Consider the following 19,929-nt stretch of genomic DNA (forward strand, 5'->3'; position numbering starts at 1 on the left):
CTCGGTGGAGCATCGGAGTCGGCAGCACCGTACGTCCGACAGCCGACAGAACGCTGTGCTCCGGCCACCCCTGCGGCCGGAGCACAGCGTCCGTGGTCTCAGTCGTCCGAGCGCTCGTAGGACCGGATCGCGTCGACCTTCCCGGCGCTCGCCGAGGTGGGGTCGAACGTGTATCCGAGCCACTCCCGGACCAGGCGTCGGGCGAGTTCGGACCCGATCACACGTTGCCCGAGGCAGAGCACCTGGGCGTCGTTGGACAGCACCGAGCGCTCGACGCTGAACGGGTCGTGTGCGGTGACGGCTCGGATGCCCGGCACCTTGTTCGCGCTGATCGCCACGCCGAGACCCGTGCCGCAGACCAGCAGGGCCCGGTCGGCATGGCCCGCGGCGACGAGACGGGCCGCCTCGACGGCGACGTGGGGGTACGCGGTGTGGGCGTCGGCGTCGACCCCGACATCGGTGAGCTCGGCGACGCGCGGGTCGGCGGCGAGGTCGGCGCGCAGCACCTCCTTCAGGGTGAAACCGGCGTCGTCGGACCCGATCGCGATGCGGAACGTCATGCGTGCACTCCTCTGTTCGTGGTGGTGGTGCTACCGGTGGTGTCGGGCTGCTCGTCACGGCCTGCCAGGACCTCGCCGATCCGGGTGAGGAGCATCCCCATCGAGACAGCACCGGCGTCCGGCGTCCCGAGGCTCTTCTCGGCGAGCGGGCGTGCCCGGCCGACCCGCGGAGTCAGCGCGGCGGTCGCCTCTGCCCGCCGGACGGCGACCTCGGCGGCGGTGGCCCAGGCCTCGGGGAGCGGCCGACCGGTCGTGACCGCCTCGGCGAGTTCGTCGACGAACGGCAACAGCGCGTCGAGGAGCGTCTTGTCCCCGCGCTGCGCCCGACCGAGCTGGACGATCGCCTCCGCGAACGCCGCCGCGGCGTCGACCACCATCGGCGGGGTGACCTCGTCGGCGTCGTCTCCGATCGACGCGCCGAACGCTTCGAGCGCCGCACCCCACAGGACGCCGGACGTCCCGCCGGCCTCGGCCGCCCAGGCCTCTCCCGCGCGTCCGAGCAGGAAGCCGACCCCGGCGGACCCGTCGATGCCCTCGACTGCCCGGCGAGCGGCGCCGACGCCCTTCACCATCCCGCGTCCGTGGTCCCCGTCACCGGCCACCGCGTCGATGCGACCCAGTTCGTGTTCCTGCTCGCGGAGCAGTCCGTCCATCGCCAGGACCGCGGCGCGTGCTGCCTCGCCCGCTCGACGGGAGGCCGGGGTCGCGTCCGGGACGACGGACGCCGTGGTCGCCGCCTCGGTCGCGACGTCCGCCGGGACCAGTGCCGCGACCGGTGCGGCGGACTTGCGGTACGCCGGCGTGTGGGCATCGGCTCGCCAGAGGCGCTCGAGTTCGTCGTCGAGCCACTGCAGGGTGAGCGAGCAGCCGCCCATGTCCAGGCTCGTCACGAGTTCGCCGACCTCGGGTTCGACGACCTCGACCCCCGCGGCCGTCAGCAGCGGAGCGATCCGGCCCCACAGCAGGAACAGCTCCTCGTACTTCGTGTCCCCCAGGCCGTTCAGGACGGCTGCGACCCGACGGGGCGCCGTCGAGTCACGCACCGCTGCGTCGAGCGGGGACTCCGCCAGCAGACGCTCGACGAGCAACTCGGCCAGGGCTCGTGCCGGGAGCAACGGGACGTCCCGGATGCCCGGCTCACCGTGGATGCCGAGCCCGAGGCCGAGGTGTCCGGCCGGCACGGTGAAGAGCGGCCCGTCCGAACCCGGCAGGGTGCACCCGGAGAAGGCGACCCCGATGGTGCGGGTCCGTCCGTTCGCGTGTCGACCGATCCGCTCGACCTCGTCGAGGGACGCACCCTCGGCCGCGGCGGCACCCATCGCCTTGAACACCGCGAAGTCGCCCGCGATGCCGCGGCGACGGTCGGCCTCGTCGCCCGAGGCGACGTCGTCGGTGACGACGACGATCCGGGTGTCGATGCCGGCCGCACGGAGCCGCTCCGCAGCGAGCCCGAAGTTCATCGTGTCTCCGGCGTAGTTGCCGAAGGACAGCACGACCCCGCGGCCCTGGTCGGCGGCCCTCGCGACCGAGTAGACCTGCGCGGCCGACGGCGAGGTGAACACGTTGCCGACGACGGCACCGGTCGCGAGCCCGGGTCCGACCAGCCCGCTGAACGCCGGGTAGTGCCCCGAGCCTCCGCCCACGACGACCGCGACCTGCGGTGACGCGTCGGCGGTCGGCAGGGTCACCACCCCGCCGGTGACGCCGCGCACCCGGTCGGCGTACAGGGCGAGCCAGCCCCTGAGTTGGTCCTCGGCGAAGTCCTCGGGGTCGTCGCAGATCGTGGTCATGGTGTGGTCCTCCTCAGGGACTTGTGGGTGGGTGGCATTGCGGTCATCTGTCTCAGGGCTGCGCATCGGTCGTCGGGGCCGGCGGCACGCGGAGTCGGCCGACCATGACGAAGGCGCAGGCGTAGAGCCCGACGAAGGTCCACGTGACCGCGGCGCCGTCACCGCCGAGCGCGAAGACCGCGGCGACGACCCCGGTACCGAGGAACGCGGCGCCCCCGGCAGCGGTGGTGTACATCGCCATCGCGGCGCCCCGGTGCCGCGGTGCGAGCGCCGGCATGATGGCGCCCATCGGGACGAAACCGGCGAGCGAGCAGCCGAATGAACACCCCGCGACGACGGCGAGGACGTAGCCCCAGTCGGAGCCGGCCGGGACGAGCTGTGGGACGTACCACCAGGCGAGCAGGCCGATCGCGGAACCGACGACACCGAACCACCGCACGGTACGGACCCACCCGATGCGGTCTCCGACCCAGCCGAAGAAGGCGTTCACCAGGACGTTCGTCGCGTAGACGCAGACGGTCATCAGCAGCCAACGCCCCTGTCCCCAACCCCGGTCCTCGGCGATGACGACGGGCAGGACGATGAACATGCCGAACTCGGGCGCGGTGTTGATGAGCCGGACGAGGAAGCCCATGAGCACCTGTGGTCGGGTGACAGTGAGCCGGAGGCCGCTCGTGAGGACCCGGCCTGCGCGCTCCTCCCGCGGCGCGATCCGCTCGCTCGGCAGGTGGACGCCGAAGTGCGCGAGTGCCCAACCCGCCGCGACGAGGACGATCGACGCGGTCATCGCGCCGGTCTCCCCGACGACGCCACCGCCGAGGACCGGGATGGCGCCCAGGGCGACCAGGGAGCCGAGGGTGGGCAGGCCGCCGGTGAACGCGACGGAGAACCAGCCGACCGCCGCGCCACGCCGTTCCGCCGGCGCGGTCACGTTCACCCAGACGAGGAACGCGAAGGCGAAGAGCGGGTGTCCGAACCCGCGGAGGGTGTACGCGACGGCGGTGATCGGGACGCTGCCCAGCTGCAGCCCGCCGAGGAACAGGAGCTCGAAGACGACCCAGACGACCATGCCCAGGGCCATCACGCGGCGGGGTCCGACGAGGTCGGACAGTGCTCCGGACAGGTAGCTGCCGACCAGGGTGGCGAGGCTCGCGGCGGTGACGATGGTCGCGACCGTCGTCTCGGGGCTGCCGAGGACGGTGACCAGGTGCGGCGTGACGAAGTTCGACTCGACGCCGACGCCGGTCATGGTGACGAGGACCCCGAGGAGACCAGCGGCCAGGGGACTGGGGATCCCCAGGCGGTCGAGCGCGCCCGGGCCGGCCGGACGCGCGCGAGGGAGGAGGGGTTTCGTCGACGTTGACATGTTCGCTCTCGATCGCGGGACTATGTGACATCGGGTATGTTACCCACTCATGTCCCACTCCTCGCACCACGACCCTGCAGCAGACGACGTCGCAGCGGCCCTCCGCTCCGGTCCGGTCAGCGTCGACCACACCAATGCCTTCGCCGGCCGGGTGGCGGTGGTGACCGGTGGCGCCTCCGGAATCGGCGAGGCCATCGCCCACGCGCTCGCCGAGCGCGGCGCCCGGGTCGCCGTCGTCGACGTCCGCGCGGAGGCTGCTGCCGCCGTCGCGGCCGACCTCGTCGGTACCGGGCACCTCGGTACGGCCTGCGACGTGACCGACCGAGCTTCGGTGGACGCCGCGGTCGCGACCGTGATGGCCGCCACCGGCCGTGTCGACGTCCTCGTCAACAGTGCGGGCATCGTGGCCCTCGGAGCGGCCGAGGACCTGGGTGCCGACGCCTGGGCACGGACGCTCGACGTCAACCTCACCGGCACGCACCGGGTGGCGCAGGCGGTGGGGCGGCACATGCTCGCAGCCGGGTACGGGCGCATCGTGAACATCGCGTCGCAGGCTGCGCACGTCGGGCTCGACGGGCACGCCGCGTACTGCGCGTCGAAGGCCGGTGTCCTCGGCCTCACCCGGGTGCTCGCGCTCGAGTGGGGACGTCGGGGTGTGACGGTCAACACGGTGTCGCCGACCGTCGTGCTCACCGCGCTCGGGCGCTCGGCGTGGGCGAACGACGCGGGCCTGCGCCACCAGGACGAGATCCCGACCGGGCGGTTCGCCACCCCGGCCGAGATCGCGTCGGCCGTGCTCTTCCTCGCGGGCGAGTCCGCAGCGATGGTGAACGGTGCGGACCTCCGGGTCGACGGTGGTTTCACGATCCGGTGACGCGGTCGGCGTTACGATCGCGGTGCCGTCCGCACGCCCGACGGCACCGCACCCGGGAGGCCCGCGCTCGATGTCCGACAGAACCCCGTCCGCATCGGCGCCGTCCGTTCCCGCTCCGGTCAGCCCGGACCGGCCCGGGTCGGCGACGCCCGCACCCGAGGGCCAGCGGTCCCGGTTCCCGCTCGACACGGTCTACCAGGCCGCGCGGATGTACTACCTCGAGGACGCCACGCAGAACGAGATCGCCACCCGTCTCGGGGTGTCCCGCCCGACGGTGAGTCGACTCGTGTCGGAGGCCCGCCGTGCCGGCCTGGTCCGGATCGAGGTCGTCGACCCGTTCCAGGACGAGACCGTCGCCCTGGCAGAGCGACTGCAGGTGGTGCTCGGGCTCCAGGCCGTGCACCTCGCCGCCGTCACGCACACCGCGACCCTGGGCGTGGACCTCGCCGAACCGGTCGCCGCCGCCGTCGAGGGGATGCGCCTGGCCCCGGGCGACGCCGTGCTGATGTCGTCCGGCAGCACCGTGCACGCGATCGCGCACGGAGCGATGCCAGCGATGCCGGGCGTGCAACTCGTCCCGACCGTCGGCGGTCAGGCCGACCCGAACCAGTGGTTCCAGACGAACGAGATCACCCGCGCGGCCGCGGAGCGGTCCGGTGCGATCCCGACGTTCCTGTTCGCGCAGGCCCTGCCGTCGGAGGCGCTCCGGGCCTCCCTGGACGAGGACCCCGCGTTCCAGCACGTCGTCGGGCTGTGGAGCCGAGCGAAGGGCGCGATCCTGGGGATCGGCGCGCCGGTCGTGACGCGGGACGCGATGGCCCGCGGGCTGCCGGTCGACGACGACGTGTTCGACCGGGCGACCGGCGACGTCTGCCTCAACTTCACCGGCCCGGACGGTGAGCCCATCGAGTTCCCCGGCAGCGACCGGATGGTGCGGACCTCTCGCGAGGTGCTCGCCGCCGTGCCCCACGCGGTCGGCGTCGCCGTCGGTGCGGTCAAGGTGCCGAGCATCATCAGCGCCGTGCGCGGCCGTCTGGTCAACGAGCTGGTCACGGACGCGGCGACGGCCAGGGCGCTGCTCGACGCGCTGGCCTGAACCGTCGGCGGCCCGGTCCGTCGGCGGCCCCGTCCGTCAGTGGTCCGGTCCGTCAGTGGTCCTGGTCGGCCGGGAGGCCCGGATCACTCAGCGCGCGTGCCGCACGTCCCACAGGTGGTGGACCGGGTCGTGCGCGTAGTAGACCGCGAGGGTCGCCACCGTGAAGCCGCTGCCGTCGGAACGACGTCCGGTGCGGTCGAGCTGGTCGTCACGGACGGCGGCGAAGGCCCGGGCGGCCCGACGGGCGGCGGCCGTCAGCTCCTCGGTGACCGCCGCGGGGTCCTGCTCGCCGTAGCGCTCGGCGACGGCGGTGGCGTCCTGGTCCCAGTTCGGGAACAGCGGGTCGTCCTCGGCGAGCATCAGCTCGAGGCGCTCGGTCATCTTCCGGTGCACGTCGCGGACGTGTGCGCCGTACTCGAGTGGTGACCAGGTCGCGTCGTCCGGGCGCTGCCGGACGTCGTCGCGGCGCAACCGCTCCGGCCACCCCGCGGTGTTCGCGTCGATGAGTTCCGGCACGTCGCGGATCGTCGTCGTGCCGCCGTCGAAGCCACAGTCCGGGCAGGCCGACTCGATGACCCAGGTCCAGTTCTTCGTGTCCGGTTCGATCGCCACGGCCAGACCGTAGCAGTCACCGGACCCGGCAGGGCGGTCCGTAGGGTGAGGCCATGCGACTGCTGCTCGTCCGCCACGGACAGACCCCCGCCAACGTGACCGGCCTGCTCGATGCCGAAGTCCCCGGGCCCGGCCTGACCGACCTCGGGCAGGAGCAGGCGGACGCGCTGCCCGCAGCCCTCGGCGACCGGGGGATCGAGCGGCTCTTCACCTCGACCATGGTCCGGACGCAGATCACCGCCGCACCGCTCGCGCGTGCGCTCGACCTGGAGCCCGTGGTGCTGCCGGGCCTCCGTGAGATCGAGGCCGGCGAGCTGCAGGGCAAGCGCGACACCGTGTCGGTGCAGAGCTACCTCGCCGTGGCGTACGCCTGGGCCGCGGGAGACCTCGACGAGCGGATGCCCGGCGCCGAGGACGGCCACGCCTTCTTCGGCCGCTACGACGACGCCGTCCGGCGGATCGAGGAGACCGGCGCCGAGGTCGCGGCGGCGTTCAGCCACGGTGCCGCGATCCGGATCTGGGCCGCGGTGACGGCGCAGAACGTCCCGAACGACCTCGGCCGGAACCGGCGGCATCTGGAGAACACCGGCGTCGTCGAGCTCGAGGGCTCGACGACGGACGGGTGGCGCCTCGTGGACTGGGCGGGCGAGCCGACCGGCGGCGACGACCTGGCGGATCTGAGCGCGCAAGACCCGACCGGCGAGCGGTTCTGACGGGGCCGGTCCGGGCCTCCCGTCCGGGTCCCCGCACAACGCAAGGCGGGCGGCTCCACGCAACGGGATGTCGTTGCGTGGAGCCGCCCACGTTGCGTGTTGCGAGGGGTCAGGCGAGCTGCGACGCCGACGTCAGCGGCACGATGACGCGGTGCGACTCGCGCAGCACGTCCAGGGTGCGCTGGACCTCGTCGGCACGGTCCTCCGCCGTCCAGTCGAGGGTCTCGGCCATCACGTCGGCGAGCTCGTCGAGCAGGTCGATCGTGACGCCACCGACGAACGCGAGGTTCGTGCGGCGCAGCACCACGTCGACCAGGTGCACGGCCTGCTCGCGCTCGGCGAAGTACCGGACCTCGGCGCGGGTGAGCGTGGCGTCGGACTCGAGCGGCTCGACCGGACCGGTGACCAGCGCGTCGACGACCTCGGCGGCACGGGTGCCGTAGCGGTCGAGCAGACGGTCGACGGTCTCGGATGCGAGGCCGTCGCGGTGCGACTTGATCCACAGGGCACGCTGCCCGTCGGTGGTGGGGAAGTCCTTGCCACCGCCGATCGGCATGCCGGTCGTGTCGACCTTGCGGGTGATGCCGAGCTTCGTCGTGACGTCGGTCGACAGGTGTGCGGCGAGGGCACGGAAGGTCGTCCACTTGCCGCCCACGAGCGACAGCACGGTGGTGTCCGGCAGTCCGGCGATCGCGGTGTCGACGATCCGGTAGTCGCGGGACACGAAACCGGGGGCCGTGTCCTCGTGACGGGGGAGCGGCCGGATGCCCGAGTAGCTGTAGACGATGTGGTCCCGCGTGACCTCGATCTGCGGGAACACGTGCTTCACGAGCCCGAAGAAGTAGTCGATCTCCTCGTCGGTCGTGACGACCGGCTGCGACGGGTCGGCGTCGATGTCGGTCGTGCCGATGAGGACCCGGCCCTTGAGCGGGTAGATGAGGACGATGCGGCCGTCGTTGTTCTCGAAGAACAGCTCGCGGCCCTTCGTCGCCTCGAGCAGCTCGGGGTTGTCGACGACGATGTGGGAGCCCTTCGTGCCGCCCATGTACTTCGTGCCGCCGCCGAACGCCTCGTTGGTCAGGTCGGTCCAGGGGCCGGACGCGTTCACGACGACATCCGCCGTGAACACGAACTCCTCGCCGGTCTCGCGGTCGCGGAGCAGGACGCCGCCGTCGCGGGCGCCGACCGCCTCGACGTAGTTCGTCGCACGGGCAGTCGCGTCGGAACCGGTGCCGGTGCCGGCGGCCAGACCGTCCTTGAGGACGTCGAGCGCCAGGCGCTCTGGCTCGTGCACTGAGGCGTCGTAGTAGGTGCCGGTGTACTTCAGGTCCCGGTTCAGCGCGGGCATGTCCTCGAGGGCGGCCTTCTTGGTGCGGAAGACGTGCTTCGGGACGGAGCCACCGTCACGCGAGAAGGAGTCGTAGATCGTCATGCCGATCTTGATCAGCATCGCGCCGCGCTCCTTGGTGGAGCGCTGCTTGTGCGTGAGCATGCGCAGCGGGGCGTTCATGATGCCGGAGAAGGTGGAGAAGACCGGCATGGTCGTCTGCAGCGGCTTGACGTAGTGCGGGGCGATGCGGATCAGGCCGTTGCGCTCCTGCACGCTCTCGCGCACCAGGCGGAACTCGCCGTTCTCCAGGTAGCGGATGCCGCCGTGGATCATGTGGCTCGATGCTGCGGAGGCGCCGGAGCCGTAGTCGCTGCGCTCGACGATGGCGACGTCGACACCCTGCAGGGCGAGGTCGCGGAAGGTGGCGATGCCGTTGATCCCGCCCCCGACGATGAGGACCTGTGCGTTCGGGCGTCCGGTGAGGGCGGTGACCGTGTTCCTGGGCTGCGTCTTCTTCGACATGGTCGTTCGCATCGCTTTCTGGGGTCGATTCCGTTGGTACTCCATCGATCGTGCGCTCGTCGGAACGCTTGGGCAACCTACGTGCACGGACGTGCAGAACGGTTGTCGCGCCTCCTCTCGGTGCCGCGTGAGCGCGGACTGGAGGCACGGACGGGGTTGCAGAGGTCGTGCACGTCCGTGCATGCTCGGTTCCATGAGCGATGCCGCCCAGCCCGTGCGCACCCAGCAGGCCCTGCGGGCCGCGCACCTCTACTACCTGCAGGACCTGACGATGGACGCCATCGCCGACGAGCTCGGCACGTCCCGCTCGTCGGTGTCCCGACTGCTGAAGTACGCACGGGACACCGGACTGGTCGACATCCAGATCCGCTCGCCACTCGACCAGGCCGCCGCGCTCAGCCGCAGCATCCGCGCTCGCTTCGGGGTGCACGCGCACGTCGTCCCGGTGCCGGACCACACGAGCGACGTGGACCGGCTGGAACGGGTCGCGCTGTCCGCCGCGCGGATCCTCACGCAGTACATCGAGTCGAACATGGTGATCGGCATCTCGTGGGGCTCGACCGTCAGCGCCGTCAGCCGGTACCTCGTGCCGAAGACGACCCACGGCTCCACGATCGTGCAGGTGAACGGTGCGGCGAACACCCGCACGACCGGCATCGTCTACGCCTCGGAGATCCTCCGCCGGTTCGGTGAGGCGTACGGCGCCCTCGTGCAGCAGTTCCCGGTGCCCGCGTTCTTCGACGACCCCGCCACCAAGGCCGCGCTCTTCCGGGAACGCTCGATCCGCCGCGTGCTCGACCTGCACGAACGGATGGACGTCGTCGTGTTCGGTGTCGGCGCCCCGCAGGCACCGGTGCCGTCGCACGTGTACTCCGGCGGGTACCTGGACCCGGCCGACCAGGACGAGCTCGTCACCGCGCAGGTCGTGGGCGACGTCTCCACGGTGTTCTACCGGGCGGACGGGTCGTGGAAGGACATCGGGGTGAACGCCCGGGCCGGTGCCCCCGACCTCGACACGATCAAGCGCGCACCGCGGCGGATCTGCGTGGTCGCCGGGCGCGGCAAGGCCGCGTCGTTGCGCGGAGCGCTGGCGGCGGGGCTCGTCACGGACCTCATCCTCGACGAGAGCGTGGGGCAGGCGATCCTGCAGAACTGACGGGTGTCCGGGTCGGCGGGGACGGCCGCGTCCGCGGGCCCTGACCCCGCTTCTGGGGTGGGTGGGCCGGTCAGGATGTCGGTCGCCTGATCTACGGTCGGAGCATGGTGCTCTCTCCCGAAGCCGGTCCGTCCGTCGCCCGCCGATCCGGTGGCGCCGAGCGGCCACGCGCCGTCCCGCGGCAGGACACGCGTTCCTACCGCCGGCTGGCGGGGACGGACATCGACCAGGCGATGGCGTTCTTCACGTCCGACTACGACCTGAAGGCGCCGGTGATCCGCCGCACCCGTCCGGACACGCTGTGGGACTTCGCCGGTGTCACCGACGAGCGGATGTCGCTCCGGACCTCCCGGTTCGGTGTCGACCTGCGCAGCCAGAGCCAGTCCGACGACGTCATCGTCGCGTGGCTCCGCAGCGGCAGCAGCACCATCACGTTCAACGGACGCTCCGTCGACCTGGTGCAGGGGGTGCCGATGGTCCTGCCGTCGGAGACCTACGACCTGCACCACCGTGACATCGGCCTGAACCTGGTGCACCTGGATCGGAAGTTCCTGACCGACCTGGTCGGTGACGAGACCTTCGCGTTCGAACCGCTCGAGCGCCCGGACCAGGACGGCCTGCGCATCTGGCAGGAGACCGTCCGCCGGCACTCCTCGACGTGGCTGCAGGTCGACACCGAGCTGTCCGCCATCGCCCGCCGGGACATCGCGGAGGCCTTCGCGACCGCCGCCGTCCGCGCGTTCCCGCGTCGCAGCAGCTGGCGCGCCGCGGTCTCCGGCACCGGGCCGGAGCACCAGCGCCTCCGTCGTGCTCTCGACTACGTGCACGCCCACGCCCGCGAGCCGATCGGGACGCCCGAGATCGCCGCGGCCGCCGGTCTCAGTCCGCGCGGTCTGCAGCAGTCGCTCCGCCGTCACCTCGACCAGACCCCGGGTGAACTGCTCCGGTCCGTGCGACTCGACGGTGCGCGCGACGACCTGCGGCGAGCCGAGCGGGACGAGACCTCGGTGGCCGACATCGCCCGTGGATGGGGCTTCGGGCACCTCGGCCGGTTCTCGGCGGCGTTCCGGTCCCGCTTCGGCGAACTACCGAGCGACGCGCTGCGCTCGCGACTGCGTCGCTGAGCAGCATTCGGTGGGAGCGCTCCGGAGTGCTGCCCCGCCGAACACCATGACACCGAACTCCTCCGATACGGGCGATCGTTCGGCCTGACCGCATCCGCGACGAACACGCGGCTGAATGGTGGGACCGAGCAACTGCCCACGAAGGAGTCCGTCATGCGCATCGGCATCCCCACCGAGATCAAGAACAACGAGTTCCGCGTCGCCGTCACCCCCGCCGGGGTCGCCGAGCTGACGATGCACGGACACGAGGTGCTCGTGCAGGCCGGAGCAGGGACGGGATCCGCCTTCGGTGACGACGAGTACAGCGGCGCCGGCGCCACCGTGGTGCCCGACACCCGTCGGGTCTGGGACCAGGCGGAGATGATCCTGAAGGTCAAGGAGCCCGTCGCCGCCGAGTACCCGCTGATCCGCGAGGGCCAGGTGCTCTTCACCTACCTGCACCTGGCAGCCGACCGCCCGTTGACCACGGCGCTCGTCGAGTCCGGCGCGACCGCGATCGCCTACGAGACCGTGCAGCTGCCAGACCGCTCCCTGCCGCTGCTCTCGCCGATGTCCGAGATCGCCGGCCGGCTCGCCGCGCAGGTCGGTGCGCACCACCTGATGCGCGCCAACGGCGGACGTGGCCTGCTCCTCGGCGGCGTCCCGGGGACACCGAAGGGCCGTGTCGTGGTGATCGGCGGCGGCGTCGCCGGTGAGCACGCCGCGACGATCGCCCTCGGGATGGGCGCCGAGGTGACGGTCTTCGACATCAGCCTGCCGCGCCTCCGTGCCCTCGACGCGCGCTTCGACGGACGGGTGACGACCCTCCGATCGAGCCCGCTCGCGATCGCCGCGGCCGTGGCGGACGCCGACCTGGTCATCGGGTCGGTGCTGATCCCGGGTGCCTCAGCACCGAAGCTCGTGACCGACGCGATGGTCGCCGACATGCGACCCGGGTCGGTCCTGGTCGACATCGCCATCGACCAGGGCGGCTGCTTCGAGGGCTCGCGGCCGACCACCCACGACGACCCGACGTTCGCGGTGCACGACGCCGTCTACTACTGCGTGGCGAACATGCCGGGCGCGGTGCCCCGCACCAGCACGATCTCGCTGACGAACGCGACGCTGCCCTACGCGGTGGCGATCGCGGACCAGGGGTGGGAGCGCGCGCTCGAGTCCGACCCCGCCCTCGCGCTCGGGCTCAACGTGCACGCGGGCCGGGTGACGAACGAAGCCGTCGCCGCTGCGCACGGGCTGGTGGCCGCCGCACGTTGAGCCCACCGGAGCCCACCGGAGCCCGCCAGCGGGGCGGGGTGGGCCGCGCCTCCAGTCCGGCCCTGCCCGTCGGTCCGTGCCCGTCAGGGACGCGAAAGCGACAGATCAGCGCCCAACTGTCGCGCCGATCTGTCGCTTTCGCGTCTGCGTCGGGCCGGGCCGCGCCGCGCCGGGCCGGGCCGCCGGGCCGGGCCCGGCGGGCCGGGCCGGGCCGGGCCGCGCCGGGGGCTACGCGGTGCGCAGCGCGGCCGGGCGCGCAGCCCAGCCGGCGCGGGCACGCGCGACGATCGTCACGACGACGACCACCACGGTGGCGCCGACGGCCGTGACCGCGGTCGGCACCGAGACCAGGGGCCCGTCCAGGCGGGCGACCGCGACCCACGCGAGCCCCCAGCCGAGCGCGAGCGTCGGCGAGATGCGCCCACGTCCGGTGACGGCCACGAGGACGCCGACGAGTCCAGCGACCGCTGCGACGACGACACCCCAGACGTCCTGACCGAGGCCGAGACCCCGGAAGCCCGCTGCCGACAGGACCGCGGCCGTGTTCGCCGCCGTCGCCACGCACACCCAGCCGAGGTAGAGCCCGAACGTGCCGTCGGCGACGATCGCCTCGACCCGGCCGGACGGCGTCGTGCGCCGCAGCACCACGAAGGCCCAGGCGAGCACGCCGAGGAGCGCGACGATGATCGGTTCGCTGAGCCACAGGTACCCGAACTGCACGGACAGGATCCATGCCGCGTTGAGCAGCAGGGACAGTGTCGCGGGTACGGCGAGCCGGTCGTGGCGGGCGCGGTCGGCGGTGCGGGGGAGGAACTGCCACACGGCGAAGGCGATGAGCCCCACGTAGACGACGCTCCAGATCCCGAACGCCGGTCCTCCCGGTGCGATCGCGGTGGCGGAAGCCGAGAGCGCCCCGTCCGCCGCCTCCGCGATCGGGGTGCCCCCGGCCGCACCGGACCCGATGAACGAGCCCACCACGGCGACGACAGCGCTCACCGCGATCACGATCTTCCGCATCCACCGCATGGTCGTCCTTTCGTCAGCATGCTGAGGATCCGGACGCTACGCCGTCCCGCTGCCGTTCGCCCACCCGTTGCCCAGGGTGCGTACGGTGGTGCCGTGACCGTCGAGTTGAACACCGTGTACGTGGACCGCATCGCCCCGACGGCGAGCGGCACGCTCGACGACAGCTTCCGGATGATCGAGGAACACGGCGCCTCGGCGTGCATCGTGCTCGACCGGCCGGACGCCGTCGAGCTCGGGGACGTCGCGGTGGCCCTCGGGCTGCACGAGTTGGCCGTCGAGGACTCCGCCGAGGGGCACCAGCGGCCGAAGCTCGAGCGGTACGGTTCGACCCTCTTCGCCGTGCTCAAGCCCGCGGTGTACCGGGACGCCGAGGAAGAGGTCGAGTTCGGCGAGGTGCACGCCTTCGTCGGTGAGGACTTCTTCCTGGCCGTCGTGCAGGCAGACCCGCGCGGACCGAGGACCGTGCCGCGCGCCCTGCAGCGGATGAGCGGCAAGCCGGGCCTGGTCACCGCCGGGTCACAGGCGCAGCTCTGGGCGCTGATGGACTCGATCGTCGACGACTACCGCCCGGTCATCGACGGTCTCGAGGAGGACATCAACCAGATCGAAGGCCAGCTGTTCTCGGGCAGCGCCGGGGTGTCCCGCCGCGTCTACGAGCTGTTCGGCGAGGTCGTCGACTTCCAGCGGGCAGCGCGCCCGCTCATCCGGATGATCGAGGACCTGCACCGCGGCGCCGAGAAGTACCACCTGCCGGTCGAGCTGCAGCGTCGGTTCCGCGACGTGCTCGACCACGTCATCCGGGTCGTCGAGCGCCTGGACACCTTCCGGCAGCTGCTGCAGAACGCGCTGACCGTCGACTCGACCCTGGCAGCGCAGAAGCAGAACGACGACACAAAGCGCATCTCCGGCTGGGCGGCGATCCTGTTCGCCCCGACGCTCATCGCGGCGATCTACGGCATGAACTTCACCCACATGCCCGAGCTGTCGTGGACATGGGGCTACCCGCTGTCGATCCTCGCGATGGTCCTGTTCGCGGCGGTCCTGTACGCGGTGTTCAAGGTCAAACGCTGGTTCTGACCGCGACAGCGCGTCAGTCCGCAGGGCGCCGCCGGCGGACCGGGAGGCCCGGATCACCATCCGCGGGTCGCGACCGGGTCGGGACCGGACCGCGGGGGCGAGCCGAGCCTCCCGGCCGTCCCGGCGGAGCGCTCCCACTACGCTTGCCGACATGCCACACAACGGTCACGCCAGCCCGGCCTGGGTGCTGAAGCTCGCCGTGGTCACCGGACTCGTCGGTGTCGCCGGCGGGGCCGCGGGGATCGCCGTGTGGCTCGCGCTCCAGCTCATCCAGTTCGTCGCCTTCGGGTACCCCTTCGCCGGCCACCACGAGGCCGCCGATGCACCGTCGGGCCTGAACCGGTTCCTGGCGGTCCTGGCCGCCGGGGTCCTGACCGCGACCGCGTGGTGGGCGATCCGACGCTGGGGACGACCCGTCGTCGGTGTGCCCGCGGCGGTCGCCGGCAGACGGATGCCGTCGCTCGTGACGCTCGGCAACGCGGGCGTGCAGATCCTGGCGGTGGGGCTCGGCGCCTCGATCGGCAAAGAGGTCGCACCGCGGGAGATCGGCGCCTGGGCCGCCCAGCTGCTCACGGTCCGGGCCGGTCTGAGCCGGCGAGAGACCAAGGTGCTCGTGGCCTGCGGAGCGGCGGCCGGCCTGGCGGCGGTGTACGACGTCCCGCTCGGTGGGGCGCTGTTCGCGGTGGAGGTCCTGCTCGGCGAGCTCACCCTCGCCACCGCGCTGCCGGCGTTCGTGACGAGTGCGGTGGCGGCGTTCGTCGCGCGGCTGGTGATCCCGGACGAGGTGCTCTACCACGTGCCCGCGATGCACCTCTCGCCCTCGCTGCTCGTCTGGGCGGTCGTCGTCGGGCCGCTGCTCGGGTTCGCCGGGGTCGGGTTCGTCAAGACCACGAACCGGCTGCAGGGCATCGCCCCGACCGGGTGGAAGCTCCTCGTGGTGCTGCCGGTCGTCTTCGCACTCGTCGGCCTGGTCGCGGTGCCGTTCCCCGAGGTGATGGGCAACGGCCGGGCCCTCGGCATCGCGGCCATGAACGCCGACCTCGACGGTCCGACCCTGCTCGGCATGGCACCACTCCTGGCGCTGCTGGTGCTCGGTCTGCTGAAGACCGTGACCACCGCCGCGACGATCGGCGCCGGCGCGGTCGGTGGCACCCTGACGCCGTCGATCGCGATCGGGTCGGCACTCGGCGGGTTCCTCGGTGCCGCCTGGCTGCTGCTCTGGCCGGTGGACGGCGGCAGCATCGCCTCGTTCGCGTTCATCGGGGCGGCCGCGTTCCTGGCGACGACGATGCGCGCACCGTTCACGGCGCTCGTGCTCGTCGTCGAGTTCACGCAGCAGGGGACCGACATCCTCATCCCGTCCCTCCTGGCCGTCAGCGGGTCGGTCGCCGTCGGGTACGTGCTGGCCCGCCGCCGCAGCGCCCAGATGGCCTGACGACCCGGCCGTCGGCCCTCGCGGGGACGCTGCTGGGCATCCGGTGGACGAGCCGGACCGACGGGTCGTGCCGTGGTTAGCATCGGCGCCAGGACGCGGAGCACCAGGCACCGCGGCGAAGTGAGGAGCCGGTCATGGCGGGGTTCGACGACATCACGAAGAAGGCCCAGTCCTTCCTGCGGGACGGCAAGGTCCAGGACGCGCTCAAGAGCGAGAAGGCCGAGGGCGTCAGCGACAAGGTGTTCGACGGCGTCGCCGACGCCGTGAAGAAGGCCACCGGCGGCAAGTACGACGACAAGATCGACAAGGCCCGCGACGAGGCGGACAAGCGCGTCGGCAACGAGTAGCCCGGCGCGGCGCTGGCCCGACTGGACTGCACCGGGAAGAACGACCACGATTGACGGGTTGTCTCCCGCGAGACGCACAGGAGGGCCAGCACCGTGACGATCGTTGCACCAGCGCCGACGGACGACACCGTCGAACCGCTCACCGAGGACGAGGTCGCCCGCATCCGGGCCGACTTCCCGATCCTGCAGCAAGAGGTCAACGGGCAGCCACTGGCCTACCTCGACTCCGGGGCCACGGCCGAGCGACCCGTGCAGGTCCTGGACGCCGAACGTCGCTTCCTGGAGCACGACAACGCCGCCGTGCACCGCGGCGCACACACCCTCGCCGCGCTGAGCACCGACGCCTACGAGGACGCCCGGGCCACCGTCGCCCGGTTCATCGGCGCCGCGAACCCGTCCGAGGTGGTCTGGACGGCGAACGCCACCGATGCCCTCAACCTCGTCGCGTACGGCATCCGGAACGCCAGCGCCGGCCGCGGTGGTCCCGAGGCCGACCGGTTCCGGATCGGTGCCGGTGACGAGATCCTGGTCACCGAGGCCGAGCACCACGCCAACCTCGTGCCGTGGCAGGAGCTCGCCGCGGCCACCGGTGCGACGCTCCGCTGGGTACCGGTGGACGACACCGGCTGCTGGAGTGCCGCCGACGCACTCGCGCACGTCACCGCGCGCACCCGGGTCGTCGCGATCGCCCACGTCTCGAACGTCACCGGCATGGTCGCCCCGGTCGCCGAGGTCGTCGCCGCGGCACACGCGGTCGGGGCCCTCGTGGTCCTGGACGCCTGCCAGTCCGCGCCGCACCGTCCGCTGGACGTGCGCGCACTGGACGTCGACTTCGCCGCGTTCTCCGGGCACAAGATGCTCGGACCGAACGGCATCGGCGTCCTCTGGGGGCGCCAGGCCCTGCTCGACGCGCTGCCGCCGTTCCGCACCGGTGGGTCCATGATCACGACCGTGACGATGGAGCACACCGACTTCATGCCGGCTCCCGAGCGTTTCGAGGCCGGCACCCAACCCGTGTCCCAGGCCGTGGCGCTCGCCGAGGCCGTCCGCTACCTGGAACGGATCGGCATGCGGCGCGTGCAGGCGCACGAGGAGCACCTGGCGCAGCGGATGCTCACCGGGCTCACCGCGGTGCCGGGCATCACCGTCGTCGGGCCGCCCGCCGGGGTCGCGCGCAGCGGCCTGGCCTCGTTCGTCGTCGACGGGGTGCACGCGCACGACGTGTCGCAGTACCTCGACGCGCAGGGCATCGCCGTCCGCTCGGGCCACCACTGCGCCCAGCCGCTGCACCGCCGGCTCGGCCTGACCGCGACGAGCCGGGCGAGCACGTACGTGTACACGACCGAGCAGGACGTCGACCGCTTCGTCACCGCCGTCGCCGAGATCCGCGGGTACTTCGGTGCCGACGCCGAGGACGCCTCGTGAGCAGCCTCGACAGCCTGTACCAGCAGGTCATCCTGGACCACGCCAAGGCGCGGCACGGCGACGGCCCGCTCGAGCACGCCGACGCCGAGCACTTCGAACGGAACCCGACGTGCGGGGACGAGATCACCGTGCGGCTGCGTCTGGAGCCCGGCACCGACCGCATCGCGGAGGTCGCCTGGCAGGGGGACGGCTGCTCGATCTCGATGGCATCCGCATCCGTGCTGACCGACATGGCCGTCGGGCGGACCGTTCCGGAACTGTTGGCGCTGACCGAGGAGTTCCGCACGATGATGCGCTCCCGCGGCGCCGGCGAGCCGGACGAGGACGTGCTCGAGGACCTCGTCGCGTTCCACGGGGTCTCGAAGTTCGTCATGCGCGTCAAGTGCGGGATGCTCGCCTGGGTCGCCGCCGAGACGGCGGCGCAGCAGGCGGTCGCGGCGCGCTCAGCGGCGGTCCCGCGCCGCGGATCGCGGAAGCGGCGACGCCCGACCACCGGACGGGAGGCGCGGTGCCAGTGGGTACCGTGCCTCCCGTCGCCGTGTTCCTCGATCACGGCATCCGCACCGCTACGCTGCAGCCCATGGCGGGTGAGGTGACGGGCGCAGGGATCGTGTTCCTCCACGCCTCGAACCGGAGCACGGACCGTGCCTGGTCGGCCGTCGGGGGCCTTCCGGGTGCGCGGTTCGCCGTGATGCCCGGCTACGACTCCACAGAGCCGGTCTGGTTCGACCAGGACCGGTGGGAGCATCGCCTACTCGAAGCGTGCGGCACCGGAGCTGCCATCGCGGCGCATTCCTTCGGCGCCCCGGTCGCCATGCGTGCCGCGGTCCGTCGGCCGGACGTGGTCCGGGCGCTCGTGCTGTTCGAACCCGGCGCCTACGCCCTGGCGCGGGGGAACCCGGCTGTCGAGGACCACGTCCGCCGCGTGCAACCGGTGCTCGACCGCGCGTCGGAACTGCCGCCTGCGGAGTTCGCCGTCGCCTTCACCGCGGCCGTCTCCCGACGCACGATCGCGTCGCCGACGGGAGCGGGCGACTTGCTCGCTGCCGAGCGGCAGCGTCGGTTGCCCGGACCGTGGACGTTGGACACTCCGGGCTGCATCGGCGTGCCCACGCTGGTGGTCACTGGCGGGTGGAACGACGAGTACGAGGCCATCGCCTCCCGGATCGTCGGTGCCCGCCACGTGACACTCGTCGGCCACGGTCACCGGCCGCAGGACCACCCGGACGCCGCCGGGGTGGTGCGCGCGTTCCTCGACCAGACCTGACGCGCCCGACTGACGACGCCGGTCAGTCGGCGACGTCGGCCGGGTCGGGCTGCCGGTCGGCTCCGTCGCTGCGGAGCGACCGGACCATGCTCCGCAGGAGTCGCCTGGCGGCTGCGCGGTCGTCCTCGTCGAGGTCGCCGAGCATCCGGTCCTCGACGGAGCGGACGGCAGCGGTCGCCGCGGCCAGGTCCCGCCGTCCACGATCGGTCAGTCGTGCCGGCATGACCCTGCCGGCACGGGCCTCCGTGGGCCTCGTGACGACGCCGTCCCGCTCCAGTGTCCGCAGGAGGACGTTCATCGACTGGCGGGTCACGAACGTGCCGCGGGCCAGTTCGGAGTTCGACGAGCCCGGCCGCTGGGCGAGCAGTTCCAGGCAGGCGTAGTGCGTCACGGTCATGCCGAGCGGCCTGAGGACGGCCTCCATCGACGCACGGAGCGCGCTCGCGGTCTCTTTGAGGAGGTACCCGATCGACGTCGGCAGGTCGACGCCGTGTCCGTCTTGACTCATGTCAGTAGTCTGACATACGCTCGTCCATGTCAGAAGCCTGACATCAACAGAAGGAGCAACCCCATGCCCGTCACCGGCCCCGACTTCGTCTCCCTGCAGGTCCGCGACCTCGACGCCTCGCAGGCGTTCTACGAGCGGTACCTCGGCCTGGTCCGCTCGCCCGCCGGCCCCCCGCACGCCGTGGTCTTCACCACGACGCCGATCGCCTTCGCGCTGCGGGACATCGTCCCCGGAACCGACCTCGACGCGGCGGACCAGCCCGGCGTCGGCGTCGCGCTCTGGCTGCACGGCACCGAGGTCCAGGCGATGCACGACGCGCTGCAGGCCGACGGCCACCGCATCGTCGCCGCGCCGATCGACGGTCCGTTCGGTCGGACGTTCACCTTCGCCGACCCGGACGGCTACCACGTGACGCTGCACGACAAGGCCTGACGCGGTCGTCGGCCC

At 72.2% G+C, this 19,929-nt stretch carries 19 protein-coding genes and 1 pseudogene; 13 read left to right on the plus strand and 7 right to left on the minus strand.

Annotated elements, in window-relative coordinates; all coding sequences use genetic code 11:
• Window positions 1-98 precede the first annotated feature (98 nt).
• The 3 genes from DEJ33_RS10755 to DEJ33_RS10765 are packed head-to-tail and all read right to left on the minus strand — an operon-like array spanning window position 99 to window position 3,716.
• Window positions 99-560, minus strand: coding sequence for a ribose-5-phosphate isomerase (locus DEJ33_RS10755; RefSeq protein ID WP_111194938.1), 462 nt, complete (start codon window positions 558-560; stop codon window positions 99-101).
• Window positions 557-2,350, minus strand: a complete 1,794-nt coding sequence (locus DEJ33_RS10760) for a dihydroxyacetone kinase family protein (RefSeq protein WP_111194939.1) — start codon at window positions 2,348-2,350, stop codon at window positions 557-559. Before DEJ33_RS10760 ends, DEJ33_RS10755 begins: the two co-directional genes overlap by 4 nt.
• Window positions 2,351-2,402: 52 nt before the next feature.
• Entirely contained in the window at window positions 2,403-3,716 is a 1,314-nt protein-coding gene (locus tag DEJ33_RS10765) for an RbtT/DalT/CsbX family MFS transporter (protein ID WP_111194940.1), read from the minus strand.
• A 49-nt stretch (window positions 3,717-3,765) separates the two neighbouring features.
• Between DEJ33_RS10765 and DEJ33_RS10770 the strand changes: the two genes are divergently transcribed.
• Entirely contained in the window at window positions 3,766-4,590 is an 825-nt protein-coding gene (locus tag DEJ33_RS10770; RefSeq protein WP_111194941.1) for a GolD/DthD family dehydrogenase, read from the plus strand.
• 70 nt (window positions 4,591-4,660) lie between these two features.
• Window positions 4,661-5,686, plus strand: a complete 1,026-nt coding sequence (locus DEJ33_RS10775; RefSeq protein WP_111194942.1) for a sugar-binding transcriptional regulator — start codon at window positions 4,661-4,663, stop codon at window positions 5,684-5,686.
• An 87-nt stretch (window positions 5,687-5,773) separates the two neighbouring features.
• Here DEJ33_RS10775 and DEJ33_RS10780 read toward each other — a convergent pair whose 3' ends face one another.
• Window positions 5,774-6,298, minus strand: a complete 525-nt coding sequence (locus DEJ33_RS10780; RefSeq protein WP_111078986.1) for a DinB family protein — start codon at window positions 6,296-6,298, stop codon at window positions 5,774-5,776.
• 53 nt (window positions 6,299-6,351) lie between these two features.
• Here DEJ33_RS10780 and DEJ33_RS10785 point away from each other — a divergent pair, with 53 nt between their 5' ends.
• Entirely contained in the window at window positions 6,352-7,011 is a 660-nt protein-coding gene (locus DEJ33_RS10785; protein ID WP_111194943.1) for a histidine phosphatase family protein, read from the plus strand.
• A 109-nt stretch (window positions 7,012-7,120) separates the two neighbouring features.
• Here the strand turns inward: DEJ33_RS10785 and DEJ33_RS10790 are convergent, their stop codons facing one another.
• Window positions 7,121-8,863, minus strand: a complete 1,743-nt coding sequence (locus DEJ33_RS10790) for a glycerol-3-phosphate dehydrogenase/oxidase (protein ID WP_181437293.1) — start codon at window positions 8,861-8,863, stop codon at window positions 7,121-7,123.
• Window positions 8,864-9,056: 193 nt separating this feature from the next.
• On the opposite strand from DEJ33_RS10790, the gene DEJ33_RS10795 reads away from it, so the two are divergent.
• The 3 genes from DEJ33_RS10795 (at window position 9,057) to ald (ending at window position 12,397) form a co-directional block, all read left to right on the plus strand.
• Window positions 9,057-10,019 (plus strand): sugar-binding transcriptional regulator, encoded by a 963-nt coding sequence (locus tag DEJ33_RS10795; RefSeq protein WP_111079032.1) that lies wholly within the window; start codon window positions 9,057-9,059, stop codon window positions 10,017-10,019.
• 104 nt (window positions 10,020-10,123) lie between these two features.
• The gene (locus DEJ33_RS17690) at window positions 10,124-11,143 is read left to right on the plus strand and encodes a helix-turn-helix domain-containing protein (protein ID WP_111194945.1); all 1,020 of its coding nucleotides are present in this window, start codon (window positions 10,124-10,126) and stop codon (window positions 11,141-11,143) included.
• A gap of 153 nt (window positions 11,144-11,296) precedes the next feature.
• Window positions 11,297-12,397 (plus strand): alanine dehydrogenase, encoded by a 1,101-nt coding sequence (ald, locus tag DEJ33_RS10805; RefSeq protein WP_111078982.1) that lies wholly within the window; start codon window positions 11,297-11,299, stop codon window positions 12,395-12,397.
• 228 nt (window positions 12,398-12,625) lie between these two features.
• Here the strand turns inward: ald and DEJ33_RS10810 are convergent, their stop codons facing one another.
• Window positions 12,626-13,414: a tryptophan-rich sensory protein gene (locus DEJ33_RS10810; protein WP_258378148.1), complete on the minus strand. Its 789-nt coding sequence runs from the start codon at window positions 13,412-13,414 to the stop codon at window positions 12,626-12,628.
• 102 nt (window positions 13,415-13,516) lie between these two features.
• On the opposite strand from DEJ33_RS10810, the gene DEJ33_RS10815 reads away from it, so the two are divergent.
• The 6 genes and pseudogenes from DEJ33_RS10815 to DEJ33_RS10840 all read left to right on the plus strand — a co-directional run bounded on the left by DEJ33_RS10815 (window position 13,517) and on the right by DEJ33_RS10840 (window position 18,974).
• Complete coding sequence (locus tag DEJ33_RS10815; RefSeq protein ID WP_258366531.1) at window positions 13,517-14,500, plus strand: magnesium and cobalt transport protein CorA; 984 nt, start codon at window positions 13,517-13,519, stop codon at window positions 14,498-14,500.
• A 151-nt stretch (window positions 14,501-14,651) separates the two neighbouring features.
• A complete protein-coding gene (locus DEJ33_RS10820; RefSeq protein ID WP_111194948.1) occupies window positions 14,652-15,935 on the plus strand; it encodes a chloride channel protein in 1,284 nt (427 codons plus the stop codon).
• 134 nt (window positions 15,936-16,069) lie between these two features.
• Complete coding sequence (locus DEJ33_RS10825) at window positions 16,070-16,282, plus strand: antitoxin (RefSeq protein ID WP_110902524.1); 213 nt, start codon at window positions 16,070-16,072, stop codon at window positions 16,280-16,282.
• Window positions 16,283-16,375: 93 nt separating this feature from the next.
• Window positions 16,376-17,707 (plus strand): SufS family cysteine desulfurase, encoded by a 1,332-nt coding sequence (locus DEJ33_RS10830; RefSeq protein ID WP_258378149.1) that lies wholly within the window; start codon window positions 16,376-16,378, stop codon window positions 17,705-17,707.
• A pseudogene (gene sufU, locus DEJ33_RS10835) lies at window positions 17,704-18,141 on the plus strand (Fe-S cluster assembly sulfur transfer protein SufU); the annotation flags it as partial. The gene DEJ33_RS10830 and the pseudogene sufU, both read left to right, overlap by 4 nt.
• A gap of 146 nt (window positions 18,142-18,287) precedes the next feature.
• Complete coding sequence (locus DEJ33_RS10840; protein WP_111194950.1) at window positions 18,288-18,974, plus strand: alpha/beta fold hydrolase; 687 nt, start codon at window positions 18,288-18,290, stop codon at window positions 18,972-18,974.
• A 22-nt stretch (window positions 18,975-18,996) separates the two neighbouring features.
• Here the strand turns inward: DEJ33_RS10840 and DEJ33_RS10845 are convergent, their stop codons facing one another.
• Entirely contained in the window at window positions 18,997-19,482 is a 486-nt protein-coding gene (locus DEJ33_RS10845) for a MarR family winged helix-turn-helix transcriptional regulator (protein WP_110902526.1), read from the minus strand.
• Window positions 19,483-19,545: 63 nt separating this feature from the next.
• Here DEJ33_RS10845 and DEJ33_RS10850 point away from each other — a divergent pair, with 63 nt between their 5' ends.
• On the plus strand, window positions 19,546-19,914 hold the full coding sequence (locus DEJ33_RS10850) for a VOC family protein (RefSeq protein ID WP_111194951.1): 369 nt from the start codon (window positions 19,546-19,548) through the stop codon (window positions 19,912-19,914).
• Window positions 19,915-19,929 lie beyond the last annotated feature (15 nt).

The sequence above is a fragment of the Curtobacterium sp. MCPF17_047 genome (assembly GCF_003234045.1).
Lineage (GTDB): Bacteria > Actinomycetota > Actinomycetes > Actinomycetales > Microbacteriaceae > Curtobacterium.